The 14,666-nt window shown below is 59.0% G+C and carries 15 protein-coding genes; 14 read left to right on the top strand and 1 reads right to left on the bottom strand.

Going from position 1 to position 14,666, the window contains the following annotated elements; genetic code table 11:
* Nucleotides 1-51: 51 nt before the first annotated feature.
* The 8 genes from J7U46_RS22355 (at nt 52) to J7U46_RS22390 (ending at nt 9,413) form a co-directional block, all read left to right on the top strand.
* Complete coding sequence (locus J7U46_RS22355; RefSeq protein ID WP_282829454.1) at nt 52-597, top strand: hypothetical protein; 546 nt, start codon at nt 52-54, stop codon at nt 595-597.
* 427 nt (nt 598-1,024) lie between these two features.
* Entirely contained in the window at nt 1,025-1,741 is a 717-nt protein-coding gene (locus J7U46_RS22360) for a hypothetical protein (protein ID WP_282829455.1), read from the top strand.
* Between the two features lie 1,354 nt (nt 1,742-3,095).
* Nucleotides 3,096-3,911: a CPBP family intramembrane glutamic endopeptidase gene (locus J7U46_RS22365; protein ID WP_282829456.1), complete on the top strand. Its 816-nt coding sequence runs from the start codon at nt 3,096-3,098 to the stop codon at nt 3,909-3,911.
* 1,521 nt (nt 3,912-5,432) lie between these two features.
* Complete coding sequence (locus J7U46_RS22370) at nt 5,433-5,978, top strand: hypothetical protein (protein WP_282829457.1); 546 nt, start codon at nt 5,433-5,435, stop codon at nt 5,976-5,978.
* Between the two features lie 88 nt (nt 5,979-6,066).
* Nucleotides 6,067-6,615 (top strand): hypothetical protein, encoded by a 549-nt coding sequence (locus J7U46_RS22375; RefSeq protein WP_282829458.1) that lies wholly within the window; start codon nt 6,067-6,069, stop codon nt 6,613-6,615.
* Nucleotides 6,616-6,845: 230 nt separating this feature from the next.
* Nucleotides 6,846-7,193, top strand: a complete 348-nt coding sequence (locus J7U46_RS22380; protein ID WP_282829459.1) for a hypothetical protein — start codon at nt 6,846-6,848, stop codon at nt 7,191-7,193.
* Between the two features lie 113 nt (nt 7,194-7,306).
* Nucleotides 7,307-7,822 carry a hypothetical protein gene (locus tag J7U46_RS22385; RefSeq protein WP_282829461.1) on the top strand — a complete coding sequence of 172 codons (516 nt, stop codon included), beginning with the start codon at nt 7,307-7,309 and terminating at the stop codon, nt 7,820-7,822.
* 1,135 nt (nt 7,823-8,957) lie between these two features.
* Nucleotides 8,958-9,413 carry a hypothetical protein gene (locus tag J7U46_RS22390; protein ID WP_282829462.1) on the top strand — a complete coding sequence of 152 codons (456 nt, stop codon included), beginning with the start codon at nt 8,958-8,960 and terminating at the stop codon, nt 9,411-9,413.
* Between the two features lie 73 nt (nt 9,414-9,486).
* Here the strand turns inward: J7U46_RS22390 and J7U46_RS22395 are convergent, their stop codons facing one another.
* Complete coding sequence (locus tag J7U46_RS22395) at nt 9,487-9,843, bottom strand: hypothetical protein (protein WP_282829463.1); 357 nt, start codon at nt 9,841-9,843, stop codon at nt 9,487-9,489.
* 114 nt (nt 9,844-9,957) lie between these two features.
* Between J7U46_RS22395 and J7U46_RS22400 the strand changes: the two genes are divergently transcribed.
* From J7U46_RS22400 to J7U46_RS22425, 6 genes are all read left to right on the top strand, one after another.
* Nucleotides 9,958-10,419: a hypothetical protein gene (locus J7U46_RS22400; protein WP_282829464.1), complete on the top strand. Its 462-nt coding sequence runs from the start codon at nt 9,958-9,960 to the stop codon at nt 10,417-10,419.
* A gap of 670 nt (nt 10,420-11,089) precedes the next feature.
* The gene (locus J7U46_RS22405; protein WP_282829465.1) at nt 11,090-11,398 is read left to right on the top strand and encodes a hypothetical protein; all 309 of its coding nucleotides are present in this window, start codon (nt 11,090-11,092) and stop codon (nt 11,396-11,398) included.
* 73 nt (nt 11,399-11,471) lie between these two features.
* The gene (locus J7U46_RS22410; RefSeq protein ID WP_282829466.1) at nt 11,472-12,005 is read left to right on the top strand and encodes a hypothetical protein; all 534 of its coding nucleotides are present in this window, start codon (nt 11,472-11,474) and stop codon (nt 12,003-12,005) included.
* 109 nt (nt 12,006-12,114) lie between these two features.
* Entirely contained in the window at nt 12,115-12,894 is a 780-nt protein-coding gene (locus tag J7U46_RS22415; protein WP_282829467.1) for a DUF2071 domain-containing protein, read from the top strand.
* 590 nt (nt 12,895-13,484) lie between these two features.
* A complete protein-coding gene (locus tag J7U46_RS22420; protein ID WP_282829468.1) occupies nt 13,485-13,970 on the top strand; it encodes a hypothetical protein in 486 nt (161 codons plus the stop codon).
* A 93-nt stretch (nt 13,971-14,063) separates the two neighbouring features.
* Complete coding sequence (locus J7U46_RS22425) at nt 14,064-14,525, top strand: hypothetical protein (RefSeq protein WP_282829464.1); 462 nt, start codon at nt 14,064-14,066, stop codon at nt 14,523-14,525.
* The last annotated feature ends 141 nt before the right edge of the window (nt 14,526-14,666 follow it).

A 14,666-nucleotide genomic window follows, 5' to 3' on the forward strand; every position in this document is an offset into this window, starting at 1 on the left:
AGGCCGCCGCTCGCGGCTCAGCTTCAACGTTAGGCCGCATAAGAGCCACGCATGACCATTCTCAGTCGTCTCTTTGCAAGACCAATCGCCCCACTGCGAGCCACGCAGGAGTTTCTGTTGAAGCTCGATGCATCCGCTCCGGAGATGAGGCGTGTCTACTTGCTGTCTAAGGACTTAGAGGCAAATCCGGGACAAGTCGAACGAGCGCGTGCGCTTACCCTGAATCGATCGAAACCGCGGTTGGGTCTGAGAGGAGTGCATGGACTGTTCGCCTCTGACGAGTGGTGGAACAGCATCAATACAGGAAAGATGCGACTGCGGTTTGTCTCTGGAATCGTGGCGGAGGCCTATGAAGCTGGGCAGGACCGGACCGGGGTGAACAATGCGGTCACCGTCAAGCTCGACGACGCATCTACAACCTCCGTGGGAATCTACACAAACGACCCCAGGGACGTACGTCTGTTCAGAACAGGCAGCAAGGTCAGCATCGTCTACGCTCAAGACGAGCTGAAAGATCAACCGGCTCCTGATGGTGACGTCAACTATGCTGAGATCGCGCTTGAAATGCTTGTCGGCGCTGCGACGAATGCGGCCTAACCAGTCGCTCGAGCCGACTCGCGTCGGCAAGCCGCCGCTCGCGGCTCAGCTTCAACGTTAGGCCGCAAAGAACAACCTCACTGCCATGCGAACAGTCTTTACCGATCCCGTTGGCTGGACTGCCTCCGCCGTAGGAACAAAGGCCCGCTACTTGTTCATGCTTGTAGCGTTGCCCGTGCTGGTCTGGGTCGTGGTGGCCCTGGTGCATTTCGCCGGTTGGCGGTCGGCAATCGGCCTTGCCGTGCTGCTGACCGTACTCCAAGTGGCTATCGTGTTCTCACTTCGGCAGTTGCACTTGCGGCTCTCCAATACGCTGCCAGGCGCTGGCGGGTCTTTGAGGCCTAACCAGTCGCTCGAGCCGACTGCCGTCGGCAAGCCGCCGTCAGCGGCTCAGCTTCAACGTTAGGCGTCAAAGAAAGTTCCGTTCATGTTCGGTAGCCTCTTTCCGAAGAAAAAAGCCATTCAAGTGCTTCAGCAACGATTCGACGAGATTGAGGTGTCGGGTGAGGTTCAAGGCTCCGGACTCGACGAGTTGCGTGTAGAGCTGGCCCTGCGCCTGCGGGCACACCCGGGCGTGGAGAACGCATACCTGCCAAGACTCAGATATCACGGGGAGGATTCGTTCAGGAACTGCCTTGCCATCGGTCTGACCCACGACCTCGATCTTGATCAACGCGAGAGCATCGCGGCAAGCTGCGGCGGAATCATTCCGCTCGATATCCTCTTCCTCGATGCGCTGCCGGACCCGATTTCACTCAAGATCGAGTCGCAATGCAGGAGGCTCTTCCTTGGAAAACTCGCATTCTTCGAATGCCCCTTGCTTGTTCGAAAGGGGAGCAATGCCGAGATGCCCGCCAACTGGCCGCGCGCCGTTTCCTTCTGGTACTTCGCTGCAACCGATTACAAGGAGGCTCTCGTCGCGGCAGTCGCGGCGGCGAGAGCCGATGGATATGTATTCGACGATGTGTATGAGGGCAAGGTCGCGCAACTCGATCCTTCGAAATGGTGGGAAGAGCACGTCATGGTTCGGTGGGCGGAGCATGCTGACTTCTTCCCTTCTCAAGAAAGAGTTGAAGCCGTGGTTGCTACAGGTGGTCTGTTCCGCGGTCCCAACCTTGGGCCGGTTGGCGCGATTGACGCCTAACCAGTCGCTCGAGCCGACTCGCGTCGGCAAGCCGCCGCTCGCGGCTCAGCTTCAACGTTAGGGCTCAGGGAAGAGAAATGCAGAGCGTGGGTTCAGGCAGCTCGTCGCAAGCCAGGCTTTTGAACACAAATGCATTGCCTGTTCTGTGCTGTAGGTCATCCGCCAAGACAACAGCCTCAACCGCCATGCCTTCGTTCAACATTCCTTGCCAGTTGGTTGCTAGCGCTTCGCGCTGCAGTGCTGCGCCTGGCAGTCAGTTTGTTGAGTGGTCTGCGCAACGCTGCTCTGCGCATGCTGCCTCTGGATTTACGCCGCGTTCAAGCCAAAGTCCAATGCACGCCTCAGCTGGCGTTGTGCGGCTAGTGGTCCGCAGTGCCATTTCCAAGCCGGGTTCGCCCCGTCGCGGCGGCAGTGCGTTTGCCCTAGGCTCTCAATCCAATTTGCCGCATCTAGTGAGGTTCGTTGTGCGCCAAGGTCTGAGCCCTAACCCGTCGCTCGAGCCGACTCACGTCGGCAAGCCGCCGTTCGCGGCTCAGCTTCAACGTTGGGCCTGCCACGCCAGCACCACATGCGAAGGCTGAGTCCGCGCCGCTTACGCGTGAGCTCGGCGTCAGCGCAAATGCACGAGCCTGCGCAAGGCGCTGCTCTGGTGGCTCGGCCACCTGCAACGTCGGGCGTGGTGCGTGGCTGGGGTTGGCCCGAGCATCGGGTCGGCCTTGCAGGCGCGAAACTTGGTTCTCGCTAGCCACGCACTGCAATCCATGAGTTGCGCCACCGCGTCCGCCAGGTCTCTCATTGGCCGCCTGTCCACAGGCAGGCGGCTCACCTCTGGTCATGCGCCATCAAACCCGACTTGCATGCCGTCTGTTCTGGTGGCGGCTCAAAGGGCATGGCCCAACCCGTCAGTCGAGCGGACAGCCTTCGGCTGCCGCTCACTTTCACGTTGGGCCTGCCACACCAGCACCACATGCGAAGGCTGAGTCCGCGCCGCTTACGCGTGAGCTCGGCGTCCACGCCAATGCACGAACCGGCGCAAGGCGCTGATCTGGTGGCGAAGCCACCTGCCGCGTCGGGCGAGGCGCGTGGCTGGGGTTGGCCCGAGCACTAGGTCGGCCTTGCAGGCTCGACACTCACTCGTCGCTAGCCACGCACTGCAATCCATGAGTTCTGCCATCGCTTCCGCCACGTCTCCCATGGGCCGCCTGTCCACAGGCAGTCGGCTCACCGCTGGTCGTGCGCCGTCAAACTCGACTTGCATGTCGTCTGTTCTGGTGGCGGCTCAAAGGGCATGGCCCAACCCTGCAGTCGAGCGGACAGCCTTCGGCTGCCGCTCACTTTCACGTTAGGCGTCGCATTGAGCATTATTCGCGCGTTCTTCACCAGGCATCCCGTTGCAGCCTACTGCGCTCTCGCGTTCTCGCTGTCTTGGTCCTACTGGTTGGCTCTGATCCATCTCGGATACCGAGTCGAGCCAGGCTCCAGCGCAACTCACCTGCCGGGCCTTGCGGGTCCGTTCCTGGCTGCTGTCATCGGTACCGGGATCACAGGTGGGTCGTTAAGCGTGCAGCAGTTTCTACGACGCTGCTTTGTGCTGCGTCAGCCGCGTATTCAGTCGCTTGCGCTTGCGCTTTCCCCTCTAGCAGCCGGGGCGCTGGTCTTCTTCGGCATGGGTCTACTGGGCCGCAACCTTCCCTCTGTGACCGAGTTCAACACCTACCCCGGCGCTCTCCCAGGCTGGTCGCTTCCCGGCACGGTACTGCTGGCCCTGCTGCTCAATGGCCTTGGAGAGGAAGGCGGCTGGCGCGGGTATCTCTTGCCGCTTCTGGCTCGCCGAGGCACGCGGCTGCTCGCATCCGTGTCTGTCGCGGGCATATGGATGCTTTGGCACGCCCCTCTCTTCGTTCTGAACTCAAGCATGTCTGCCTTGCTCGGTCCGACTATCGTTGGTTGGGCTATCAGCCTGCTGGCTGGTTCTTTGCTACTTGCTTGGCTCTACTTCAGAACTGAGAGCATCCTAGTCGTCGCCTGCTGGCACACCTCATTCAACTTCATGGTCGCTACGGAGCCTGGCCAGGGCGCTGTGGCAGCGTCACTCAGTACCGCAGTCATGGCCCTTGCCGCGATCATCGCCATTCAATGGCACGCCCGCCAATCGCGCGGCGACGCCTAACCCCTCGCTCAAGCGGAGCGCCAACGGCAGGCCACCAGGCCCGGCCTGAGGCGAGGTACATTCTCCTCAGTCCGGGCCTGGCGTCCTGCCGCTGTCGCCCGCTTAGCTCGAACGTTAGGCATCCGTGAATACAAAAGTTCGGCGAGCTCTCAGGCTGATCACGGGTGCCTTAGTCGGGCTGTTGGTCTTGGTGGTCGCGCACTATCAACTCTGGCTGCGGTCCTTTGAAGGTGCAGACGTTACGGTAAAGCCCGGGAAGTGGGTTTGGGTTGAGTGCAAGACGCAGCCGTTTTCCGCACGGCTGGAGATCCTTGGTCTTTCTGGCGTTACGCTAAGCAGCGACCTAGTGCTTCCCGGAATTCCGTGCGCCGCTGTAGGCGTCACGAGCCTCGGCGCTGGCAAGTACTTCTTTCCGTTTCAAACCATCTTGTCGGTCGAGGCAGCAGGGAGATTTCCTTGGAAAAATCCGTTTCCTATCTAGGCCGTATGCCTAACCAGTCGCTCGAGCCGACTCGCGTCGGCAAGCCGCCGCTCGCGGCTCAGCTTCAACGTTAGGCATGCAATGAGAGTTTTCGCGATTTCGCTAGTCTCAATCTCAATTGCCGGTTGCGGTTCATTGATGCCGCCGAGTATTTCCACCGCCGCGCTCGTGGGACGCTCTGAAACTGGATGTCAGTTCTTAGTGAGCGGAACATTCCCCAATATGGCGCATGACCCAATTGGCCTGATCTTCAGCGGTCGGACGAAGATTTCTGCGCGCGTGCACGTTCCAACTCTGACTGGGAAGTACTCTGCTACCGAGGTTCGCGTTTTCTATGAGTACGAGCGCTCGCCATCACGGCTCCTAGAAGACCTGGATGGATCAGTCGAGTTCGGTGGAAGTGAAGTTTCGGTGGACCTGAGGTGGCGCGACAGAGCTACCGGCCGGGTCTATCCGCTCGACTTCAATCGCCGGTATAGGCTGGAAGGCGCTGCATCGTGCGCTGTCGTTGGAGCCGACGCGAGCGCATTGCCTAACCAGTCGCTCGAGCCGACTCGCGTCGGCAAGCCGCCGCTCGCGGCTCAGCTTCAACGTTAGGTCTCAGGAGAGCCACTTGCGCGGGTACGTCGGATTGGCGATCGTTGGAGCTCTCGTCTTGGCGACGGACCATTGGTTTGGTGCCATTGGCGTTACGCGGCTCTTCGGCCTGTTGTTTCTCGCTGCCTGCGCATACGGTTGCTTCGCGCCCACGTTCACGGTTTCGGCTGGAAGCATCGAAATTGCTCGCCTGGCCGGGTGGAAGAAGGCATTCGCTCTTGTTCCCGTATGCGTAATCGGCATTCTGTTGCTGCTCTACGCACCTGCCATCATGTGCGCTTCTTCGAAGTACAAGCATCTCTGTGCTTAGGCAAAGTCCAATGAAAGCGGCTGCTCAACTGCAAAGTCTGAGACCTAACCAGTCGCTCGAGCCGACTCGCGTCGGCAAGCCGCCGCTCGCAGCTCAGCTTCAACGTTAGGCGTCAGGCGCATCGCGAAAGAGTATGAGAAGAGCAACTGTCATCGCCGCTCTGGCTTTCTCCCTCTCGGCATTTGCTGAGGAACCCCCGATTGAGTTTGTTTCCCAAGTTCTAGAGCCGACAGGCGGCAAGATTGATCGCCCAAAAGACTGGTTCTACTCCGAAGGGCACCGGGGTGGGACGTACATGTGGACGATCTCCCGCGAGGACATGTCAGGCGGACGTCCCTACACGACCGGCGTTCGCATTCAGGTCTTCGTCGGGGTGAAGGGCGTCACAGGCAAGTCTGCAAAGCAATTCATCCTCGACTTCATTGCGAGCAAGAAGCAGCAAGCTACGGTCATTAAGACTTGCCAGGAGAGCGACCAGGGGCTCTTCATGCGGGTTTGCCTTGAGACTGAAGAAGGCCCGCACCGCATTCTCTATTCGCTCTTCTGGGGCAGTCAGAACATGGACATGGCTGTCGTATCTATCGCAGGAACCACCAAGGAAAACTGGAAGGCCTACGGTCCCGTCTTCGAAAGAATGAGTGCATTCGAGATCATCGACATGAAACGCTTTGAAAAGTGAACGAGGCGCCTAACCAGTCGCTCGAGCCGACTCGCGTCGGCAAGCCGCCGCTCGCGGCTCAGCTTCAACGTTAGAGGGCCCAATCGCTATGCACAGTCAGCGCTACACAAGAGCGATCGAGCGCAATCTTGCCGAGCTTCAGCGCGCCATCCTCAATCGGACCACCATGGTTGGCATTGAGAAGGTTGGCGGGGTCTCATCGCTGTTCTTGCAAGTCACTTACTTTGCTTTGTTCAATGACTACGTCGCGCATTGCATCAAAGTCTTCGAGAACAGCACGCGGGCAGCTTCGTTTTGGTACATCTATCGCACGGACCAAGGGCTTGTCGATGCTTTCGCAAAGAAGGCAAAGCTTGATATTGCGTCCTTGGAAGCGGTCAGCGCCAAGCTGAAGCACATTCGAGATCAAACGCATTTCCACATCGACTCGAAGGGTGTGCTGGATACCAAGTCAGTGTGGCGCGCTGCAGGCCTTACCGGAAAGCAGTTGTCCGCTGCGGTGGACGCGGCCTGGTCAATACTTACGCACCTGCAGCAATCTTTGTTATTGCCGGAGACCCCTCTCCCTGCTTATTACAAGGTCGCGCATGTGCTTGAGCGCGTAGCTTGCATCGAGTCCGGAACATTTAAGTCCTAGCCGCAGTTGGAGGTTTGTCATTAGTCGCCAGCCCTCTAACCTGTCGCTCGAGCCGACTCGCGTCGGCAAGCCGCCGCTCGCGGCTCAGCTTCAACGTTAGGCAGCATCAAACAATGATTCGCGCGGCTCTTCTCCTCGCCCTACTCCCAGGCGCCTCAATGGCGCAGTCAATCAGTCCGTGCTCTTTTGTGGTGGGACATGGATTGCTGCGGGGCGAACCCAGTCAAGGCATGCAAGCCATCAACCCCTCTTGGTTTACCGCTTCTGGACGAGCCGAGGTCGAAATTCAAGGCAAGACGCTACGGGCGAAGTTCTTTGACCCTGCTATGCCATCTGAACCGAGCCACAACTTCAAAGCTTCCTTTTCTACCGTCCCGCGCGCAGGAAAGGCCAATACAAAGATCGTGCGGGCTGCATTGCGCACGATTGGTACAGATGGCGGAGACGATGCCCTCGCTGGGCAACTTGCCATCTCGTCGGCACAAGACGAGTCTGGAAAGTTCACTCACTATTCCCTAGTTGTCCACGATGCCTATTCGTTCGTTGGTATTACGTGCTTTGCGAAGCGTGCTGCCTAACCAGTCGCTCGAGCCGACTCGCGTCGGCACGCCGCCGCTCGCGGCTCAGCTTCAACGTTAGGTTTCACAACCCACAGGGCGGCGATACTTCTACGACATTACCTGGAATCTCCATGAAGAAGTCATTGGAAGAGAAAGCGAAGGCGGCAGCGGCGGGCGTGAAGCGAGGTGTCGCTGCCACTGGCGCAGCACTAGGAAGTGCTTCCGGAGCCATGGTGGAGGCGTCGAAGAGTTCCGCTGCATCGGTAGGGCGAGGCGCAGTCCGTGTTGGGAGCGCGGCGAAAGCCGCCGCCAGTACGGCTGGAGAGGTCGCGACTTCGGCGGTGGAAATGACCAAGCGAAGCGTTGCTACGGTTGCTACGGCTGCGTTTGATCAGAATGGCGATGGCCAACTGGACCAAGAGGATCTAAAGATCCTTACCGAGAAGGGCGTTGCTCTGGCAAAAGTCGCGGCGGTAGAGGTGGGCGCACTAGCCAAGTCAGCAGCTTCATCGCCGTTGGTGAAGGACACCGCAGCGGCAGCTGCTGTTGGAGCCGCAATTGCGGTTCCTGTACCGCTGGTCGGGCCTGCAGCTGGTGCTGTGGTCGGCGCTGCAATTGGCGCCTATGCCCACATCACCAAGAAGTAGTTGCAGTGAAACCTAACCAGTCGCTCGAGCCGACTCGCGTCGGCAGGCCGCCGCTCGCGGCTCATCTTCAACGTTAGGGCGCAAATGACCGAGTACGAACTGAACATTCACGCGCACATCGAGAAATGCGGATGCAGCGTGACGTCCGTATTTGATCCAGAAGGAGACGAACCGCCCTTTTCGTACTCCATCGGGATTGCGCAATCTAGCCAAGCACCAGAGCTAATTGTTGTGGGGCTAAAGCCCGAGATTTCTCATTGGCTTGTGAATGAGTACAACCGCAGAGTGCGAGCTGGAGAGAGGTTTGCTCCTGGCATCTTGTACGCAGACTTTCTAGAAGGCTTTGAGGTCCAGTTTGGGCTCGTCGACCGAGAGCATCGCGCGGAGTACATGCGCTCAGCCTCGTGGTTGCATGGCGGTCCGGACTTCGAGGCGTTGCAGATGCTCTGGCCAAGCACTAGCGGCGTATGGCCATGGGATTCGGGGGCAAGTGAGTGGTTTCGAGCTAATCAACCTTTGCTTGGAGCGCTATGTTCGTGAAGCGCCCTAACCAGTCGCTCGAGCCGACTCGCGTCGGCAGGCCGCCGCTCGCGGCTCAGCTTCAACGTTAGGGCTCAGGAAGACAGTGCCACTTCATCGGTCAATGCGTGCTGTTTGCGAAGCGCGGATCGTCAGGTCCGCCCCGCCAAGGCGCGGCTCGGTTTGGCGCACCATGCCCTTGGCATCGTGCGAACAGCCGCGAGAGGCCGTTCACATTGCCAACATTCCTTGCCAGTTGGTTGCTAGCGCTTCGCGCTGCAGTGCTGCGCCTGGCAGTCAGTTTGTTGAGTGGTCTGCGCGGGGCCGTGCCCGATTCTTGACGGTGGCACGCCGGCCAGGCTCATCAAGTCCAAATCCAAATCCAAGTACGAAGGCACGCAGTGCGCTGCAAGGTCACATCGTGGCTGGCGGTGGTGTTTGCGTCCGGTCGGGTTCGTCCCGTTGGCCCGGTCGCGCTGCGTGCCTAAGCTGCAGGTTTTGTTTTCTGCCGCCGGTGGGCCGTGTCGCGTTCAAGAGCCCGAGCCCTAACCAGTCGCTCGAGCCGACTCGCGTCGGCAAGCCGCCGCTCGCGGCTCAGCTTCAACGTTAGCCATCTATGAACGCCGACCTCGTCAAGCTCAACCACCAGTTCAGCGAGCAGGACTTCATCGACTTCCCGGTGTGGGCCACCTACTATGAGCCCGACGACATTGATACCTTGGTTGAGTTCGGCTACGACCGTCAAGAAATCGAACGGCTCGTCGCGCTCACCAAGAGCAACGACGAATACTCCTTCCCACTTCCACCGCAGGCCGCGACTTCACCGTTTCACTACCTCTACATCGGCGTTCGAGCAACGACCCGAGGTGGGAACAGCCTTGTCGGGTTCGTCACCGGACCTTGCTTCGGTGTCTTTCACAACGGCGAGTCGTATCAATTCAATGCATCACTCCGAACCCAGGCTCTGCAGACTGCGACGGAGCTCTCATCGGCCCTTGGTGAGCAGGCTGTGTTCCCGATGCAAGTTGAGGTCATGGCCACACGTGAGCATCGAGAGGAAGAATTGTGGTGAGCGCGCAGATGGCTAACCTGTCGCTCGAGCCGACTCGCGTCGGCAGGCCGCCGCTCGCGGCTCAGCTTCAACGTTAGACCTCATGAAACCATTGCTCGTTTTGCGCGTAGATCGATTCACCCCAGGCGACGAATCTGCGGAGGTCACTCTGCGGAGCGACGCGAGCGAGCTGGTTGCCTTTAGCTTCCCGTGCGACTTGGAAGTTGGCGCAGAAATCCCAAACCGCTTGAGCGTCCTGGATGGAGATACCAAATCCGCATACCTTGAAGACTGGCCTGAAGACCTGCGCGACGAGAGAAGCGTGGAGCGAATCGAGCGAACCGGTCCTTTCTCGTATCGTGGGGTTGGACGGGTCATCGATCAACGCGAAGGTCTTGTTCAGGTGCTTGGCTTTGTTCTCGACTTTGGCGAAGTCCCGTGCCAGGGGCATGTTGAATTCGAGTGCATGCGGGTGGACCTATGAGGTCTAACCAGTCGCTCGAGCCGACTCGCGTCGGCAGGCCGCCGCTCGCGGCTCAGCTTCAACGTTAGGCGTCACAAACAAATGCACCGCGCACTCGTCATCGCAATTGCCGTTTGCTGGCTTCTAGCCGGGTGTGAAAGGCCACAGCTCGAGCAGCCGAGATCGGCTTCCCAGAATGCTTCGGGCAAGCTTGATCCGAACGATCCAGAGTTCAAGAAGCGCGCCCAAGCTCGGCTCCAGGAGATGAAGCGCGAGGAGTCGATTCGCGAGGAAGCTCCTTGGCCGGGCAGGACCGGTCTGCCCGACGATGATGAACGAGAGCTGCCCCGCTATCTGCGCCGGGAGTTCGGGCAGCTGCTGTCTCAACCAGGTTCACTTCGCGCTCAGGATCTCCATTACCTGGGCGTCTTCGTGCAGGGCGTTGAAACTGTTCACTACTGGCGCATCAACTACGGCTCAGCAAAGTCAAAGTTTGCCTACGTCGTCGTTGCACCCGCGGATCGTCAGGTCATGGGATGGGGCGATCGCACGCCGCCAAAGTGACACCTATTGCACCGGATTTGCAATGCCAGCATCGTCATGTACTCTCGCCGCTCTCACATTTGCGATGAGTGCGCCGCCTAACCAGTCGCTCGAGCCGACTCGCGTCGGCAGGCCGCCGCTCGCGGCTCAGCTTCAACGTTAGGCATGCAATGAGAGTTGTCGCGATTTCGCTAGTCTCAATTTCAATTGCCGGTTGCGGTTCAGTGATGCCGCCGAAGATTTCGACCACCGCGCTTGTGGAAAGCTCAGAGATTGGGTGCCAGTTCTTTGTGAGTGGAACATTTCCCAACATGGCGCATGACCCAATTGGCCTGATCTTCAGTGGTCGAACGAAGATCTCTGCACGCGTACACGTTCCAACTCTGACTGGAAAGTACTCTGCAGACGAAGTTCGCGTTTTTTATGAGTACGAGCGTTCGCCATCACGGCTCCTAGAAGACCTGGATGGATCAGTCGAGTTCGGTGGAAATGAAGTTTCTGTGGATCTGAGATGGCGCGACAGAGCTACCGGCCGGGTCTATCCACTCGACTTCAATCGCCGGTATAGGCTGGAAGGCGCTGCATCGTGCGCTGTCGTTGGAGCCGGCGTCAGCGCACTGCCTAACCAGTCGCTCGAGCCGACTCGCGTCGGCAAGCCGCCGCTCGCGGCTCAGCTTCAACGTTAGGCCCCATGAAGAAGCACTGCTGCGACGAAATGCAGAGTCAGGCCGAGTTCGCGTGCTCTGTGCACGATTCGGCATCAGATTGCCCAGACGCGCTTGTCTCCTACTCGGATAAGTTCCGCGAGTACGGTCTTTTCGTCCATGACGGTGGCACAAGCTCGAAGGCCATTGGCTTCTGTCCTTGGTGCGGCACCAAGCTACCCGAGTCACTGCGCGAGCAATGGTTTGCCGAGCTGGCTGCACTTGGCATAGAGGATCCTTGGTCGCAGGAAATCCCGGTGCCGTTTCGTACTGGTGCTTGGTATCGTGGGGCCTAACCAGTCGCTCGAGCCGACTCACGTCGGCAAGCCGCCGTTCGCGGCTCAGCTTCAACGTTAGGTGTCAATTCAGATGCGCTTCCTGCCGATAGTCACTCTGTTGTTCCAGCTTCCGGTCCTGGCGGAGGAACCCTTGCGCCCGCCCGCCGGCCAGAACATCAATGAGAGCAAGGAAGTGCGACTGAGGACCTCGGTGAAGTTGCCTTGCCTTGCGTTCCCCGTTGGTGATGCGACGGTGATCTTGCAGAATGAAGAGCTCGAGGAGTACGCGCGCCAGGATGCCGAGGTTGTTGGCTCGAGGGATGCGGAGATCGCTCCTCTCAACGGTGATCGGGCTCGTTCACTGCTGCGAGGCTACTTCACCGAGGGCGAGGTTCATGGGTGCCCATTGGCAAGGGCAGTGCCGGGCGACGGACGCAGATTGATCCTCCGGCAAATCGAGCTTGGGCGTGCTGCGATCTTGGCGCCTGGGTCAAGCATGCTTTCTCCATATGCCTCTGTGCGCTACTACGGAAGTGCAACGAATGGTCATGGAGCGGGCTTCATCTCGGTTGGGTTGCCGGGAGTCCGGCGTGAAATTCTCTCGCTGTCCTGGTGGGCGACGTGACACCTAACCAGTCGCTCGAGCCGACTCGCGTCGGCAAGCCGCCGCTCGCGGCTCAGCTTCAACGTTAGATTTCCTGAACTCCGCTATGCCACTTACTCAGCCGCTCAAGATGAGCGACTACCTGCATGATCGGCCAGCCCCGTCAGGGATCGATGTCCTCTGCAAGCTTCAGCATTTCGCGATCATCACGTATGCGCTTGATCCGAAGCGATTTGCTGGCTTGATGCCCGCGAGATTCGCATTGGATACGGTCGAAATCGAAGGCTGCGAAAAGGCTCTCATCTCGGTCGTTCCTTTCATTGACGTTGACTTTACTTCTGCAGTCTTTCCGTTCCCGAAGTTCACGATGGGGCAAACGAACTACCGCGTCTACATCATCGACAGGCAAACTGGGGAGCGATGTGTATGGTTCCTGGGAACGACACTCGATTCCTGGACTCTGGTGGTTCCACACGTGCTCTGGAACCTGCCATGGTTTGCCGGGGATGTTTCCTTTGACTGCGAGTTCGATGAGGCGGCAGGGCGCTACGCTAGGTACAAGATGCGAACCAAGGCCCGATGGGCTCCAGCTGAGGTCGAGCTCAGGCAGGACGGTGATGAGGCTCTGTGCTTCCCTGGGTTTCCTGACATTGAAACCGGCCTTGTGTTTCTGACTCATCCACTTGCAGGCTTCTATCACCGACGCGATGGGAAGTTGGGTACGTACCGGGTGTGGCACAAGCAGTTGGTGGTGCGAGCGGCGAGGCTCGAGTCAGCGCGCTTCGGCCTGCTTGACCGTATGGGCTTGGTTAGTGACGAAGAACAGCAAACGCCTCACAGCGTTCTTGTGGAGCCGATCAATGAATTCACCATCTACCTTCCGCCGCAGATCGTTCGCGCGGAAATCTAACCAGTCGCTCGAGCCGACTCGCGTCGGCAAGCCGCCGCTCGCGGCTCAGCTTCAACGTTAGGGGTCGCAAGATGCGCTTCCAGACTGCCATCGTCCTAGTTGCTTCCGTCCTCCTCTCGGGTCTTGCGAGCGGCGCCGAATTGCCAAAGGACCTTGTAGGTGTTTGGGCTACTGCCGGAACCGAGTTCGAGGGAGAGAAGCTTATTGGCGGTGAGGCGCTCTACCTGCTACCTGCAGGTAAGGCTGCACTGGTCGGAGCGCCACTTCCTGTGAGGCGCTGCCCCGACGGGAATGTCTGTACGCCCATCATCGGGATCGGTGGGTCTGTAACCTTTGACGCGGCTTCAGGACGCTTGAGCATCACCGTCCGAGACGGACAACGGAGCCAGACGCTAGAGGCAAAGTTTGACGCGAACGCTGGCACCATTTCACTGCAAACCGAGCCAAGCAAGGTCGCTCGCTTCTCGCGTAGAGATACTGCAGTTCCAAAAGCACTGGAGGCCAGCCTCAATGGCAACCCCTAACCAGTCGCTCGAGCCGACTCGCGTCGGCGAGCCGCCGCTCGCGGCTCAGCTTCAACGTTAGGTCTCATGGAAATTCCACCGTTTATTGCGAATGTTCTGGTCAAGGCTCTCGAGATCTGGACTACGCCGGTGTTCCGATTCGGGATTCGGAACGGGCGACCGTACGCCGAGTTGCTCCTAGACGATGCGCCGCACGAGGGAGTTGACGCGCGGCTTGAGAAGATCGAGGTGGCGCGAAAGAACCTAGCTGATGCCTTGGACGCCATGGATGAGCTTCGGGCCGCTGCGGAATCCAACAAGGCGGAGCTTGCAAATGCGCTTCAGCGGCTGTCCGACGCTAAGGAGCAAAGAGCCTCTGCGGAAAGAGAACTTAAAGAGGTCCAGAGCATCGCTCAAGCTGACGTCGAGGTTTTCCGCAGGTTGGCTGGGGTTCCATCAAAGCTCGAAATTGCGAAGGAGCGCTTCATTGGGTTTCTTCTTGGTGTGCTCGCGTCAATCGTGGCCTCGGGTGTCTGGTGGGCTTTCGCCAAACTATGGCCGGCGCTCAAATGAGTTGGCGGCTGAGACCTAACCAGTCGCTCGAGCCGACTCGCGTCGGCAGGCCGCCGCTCGCGACTCAGCTTCAACGTTAGGCGTCACAAACAAATGCACCGTGCACTTGTCATCGCAATTGCCGTTTGCTGGCTTCTAGCCGGGTGTGAAAGGCCACAGCTCGAGCAGCCGAGGTCGGCTTCCCAGAATGCTTCGGGCAAGCTTGATCCGAACGATCCAGAGTTCAAGAAGCGCGCCCAAGCTCGGCTCCAGGAGATGAAGCGCGAGGAGTCGATTCGCGAGGAAGCTCCTTGGCCGGGCAGGACCGGTCTGCCCGACGATGATGAACGAGAGCTGCCCCGCTATCTGCGCCGGGAGTTCGGGCAGCTGCTGTCTCAACCAGGTTCACTTCGCGCTCAGGATCTCCATTACCTGGGCGTCTTCGTGCAGGGCGTTGAAACTGTTCACTACTGGCGCATCAACTACGGCTCAGCAAAGTCAAAGTTTGCCTACGTCGTCGTTGCACCCGCGGATCGTCAGGTCATGGGATGGGGCGATCGCACGCCACCAAAGTGACACCTATTGCACCGGATTTGCAATGCCAGAATCGTCATGTACTCTCGCCGCTCTCACATTTGCGATTGACCTGACCCCTCCTAGCCGTACCAGCGTAAAGGTAGTGAAGTCCGTCAACTAGGAGAATGACGGACATGAAGA

Source organism: Pelomonas sp. V22, from assembly GCF_030014915.1.
GTDB lineage: Bacteria > Pseudomonadota > Gammaproteobacteria > Burkholderiales > Burkholderiaceae_C > JAUASW01.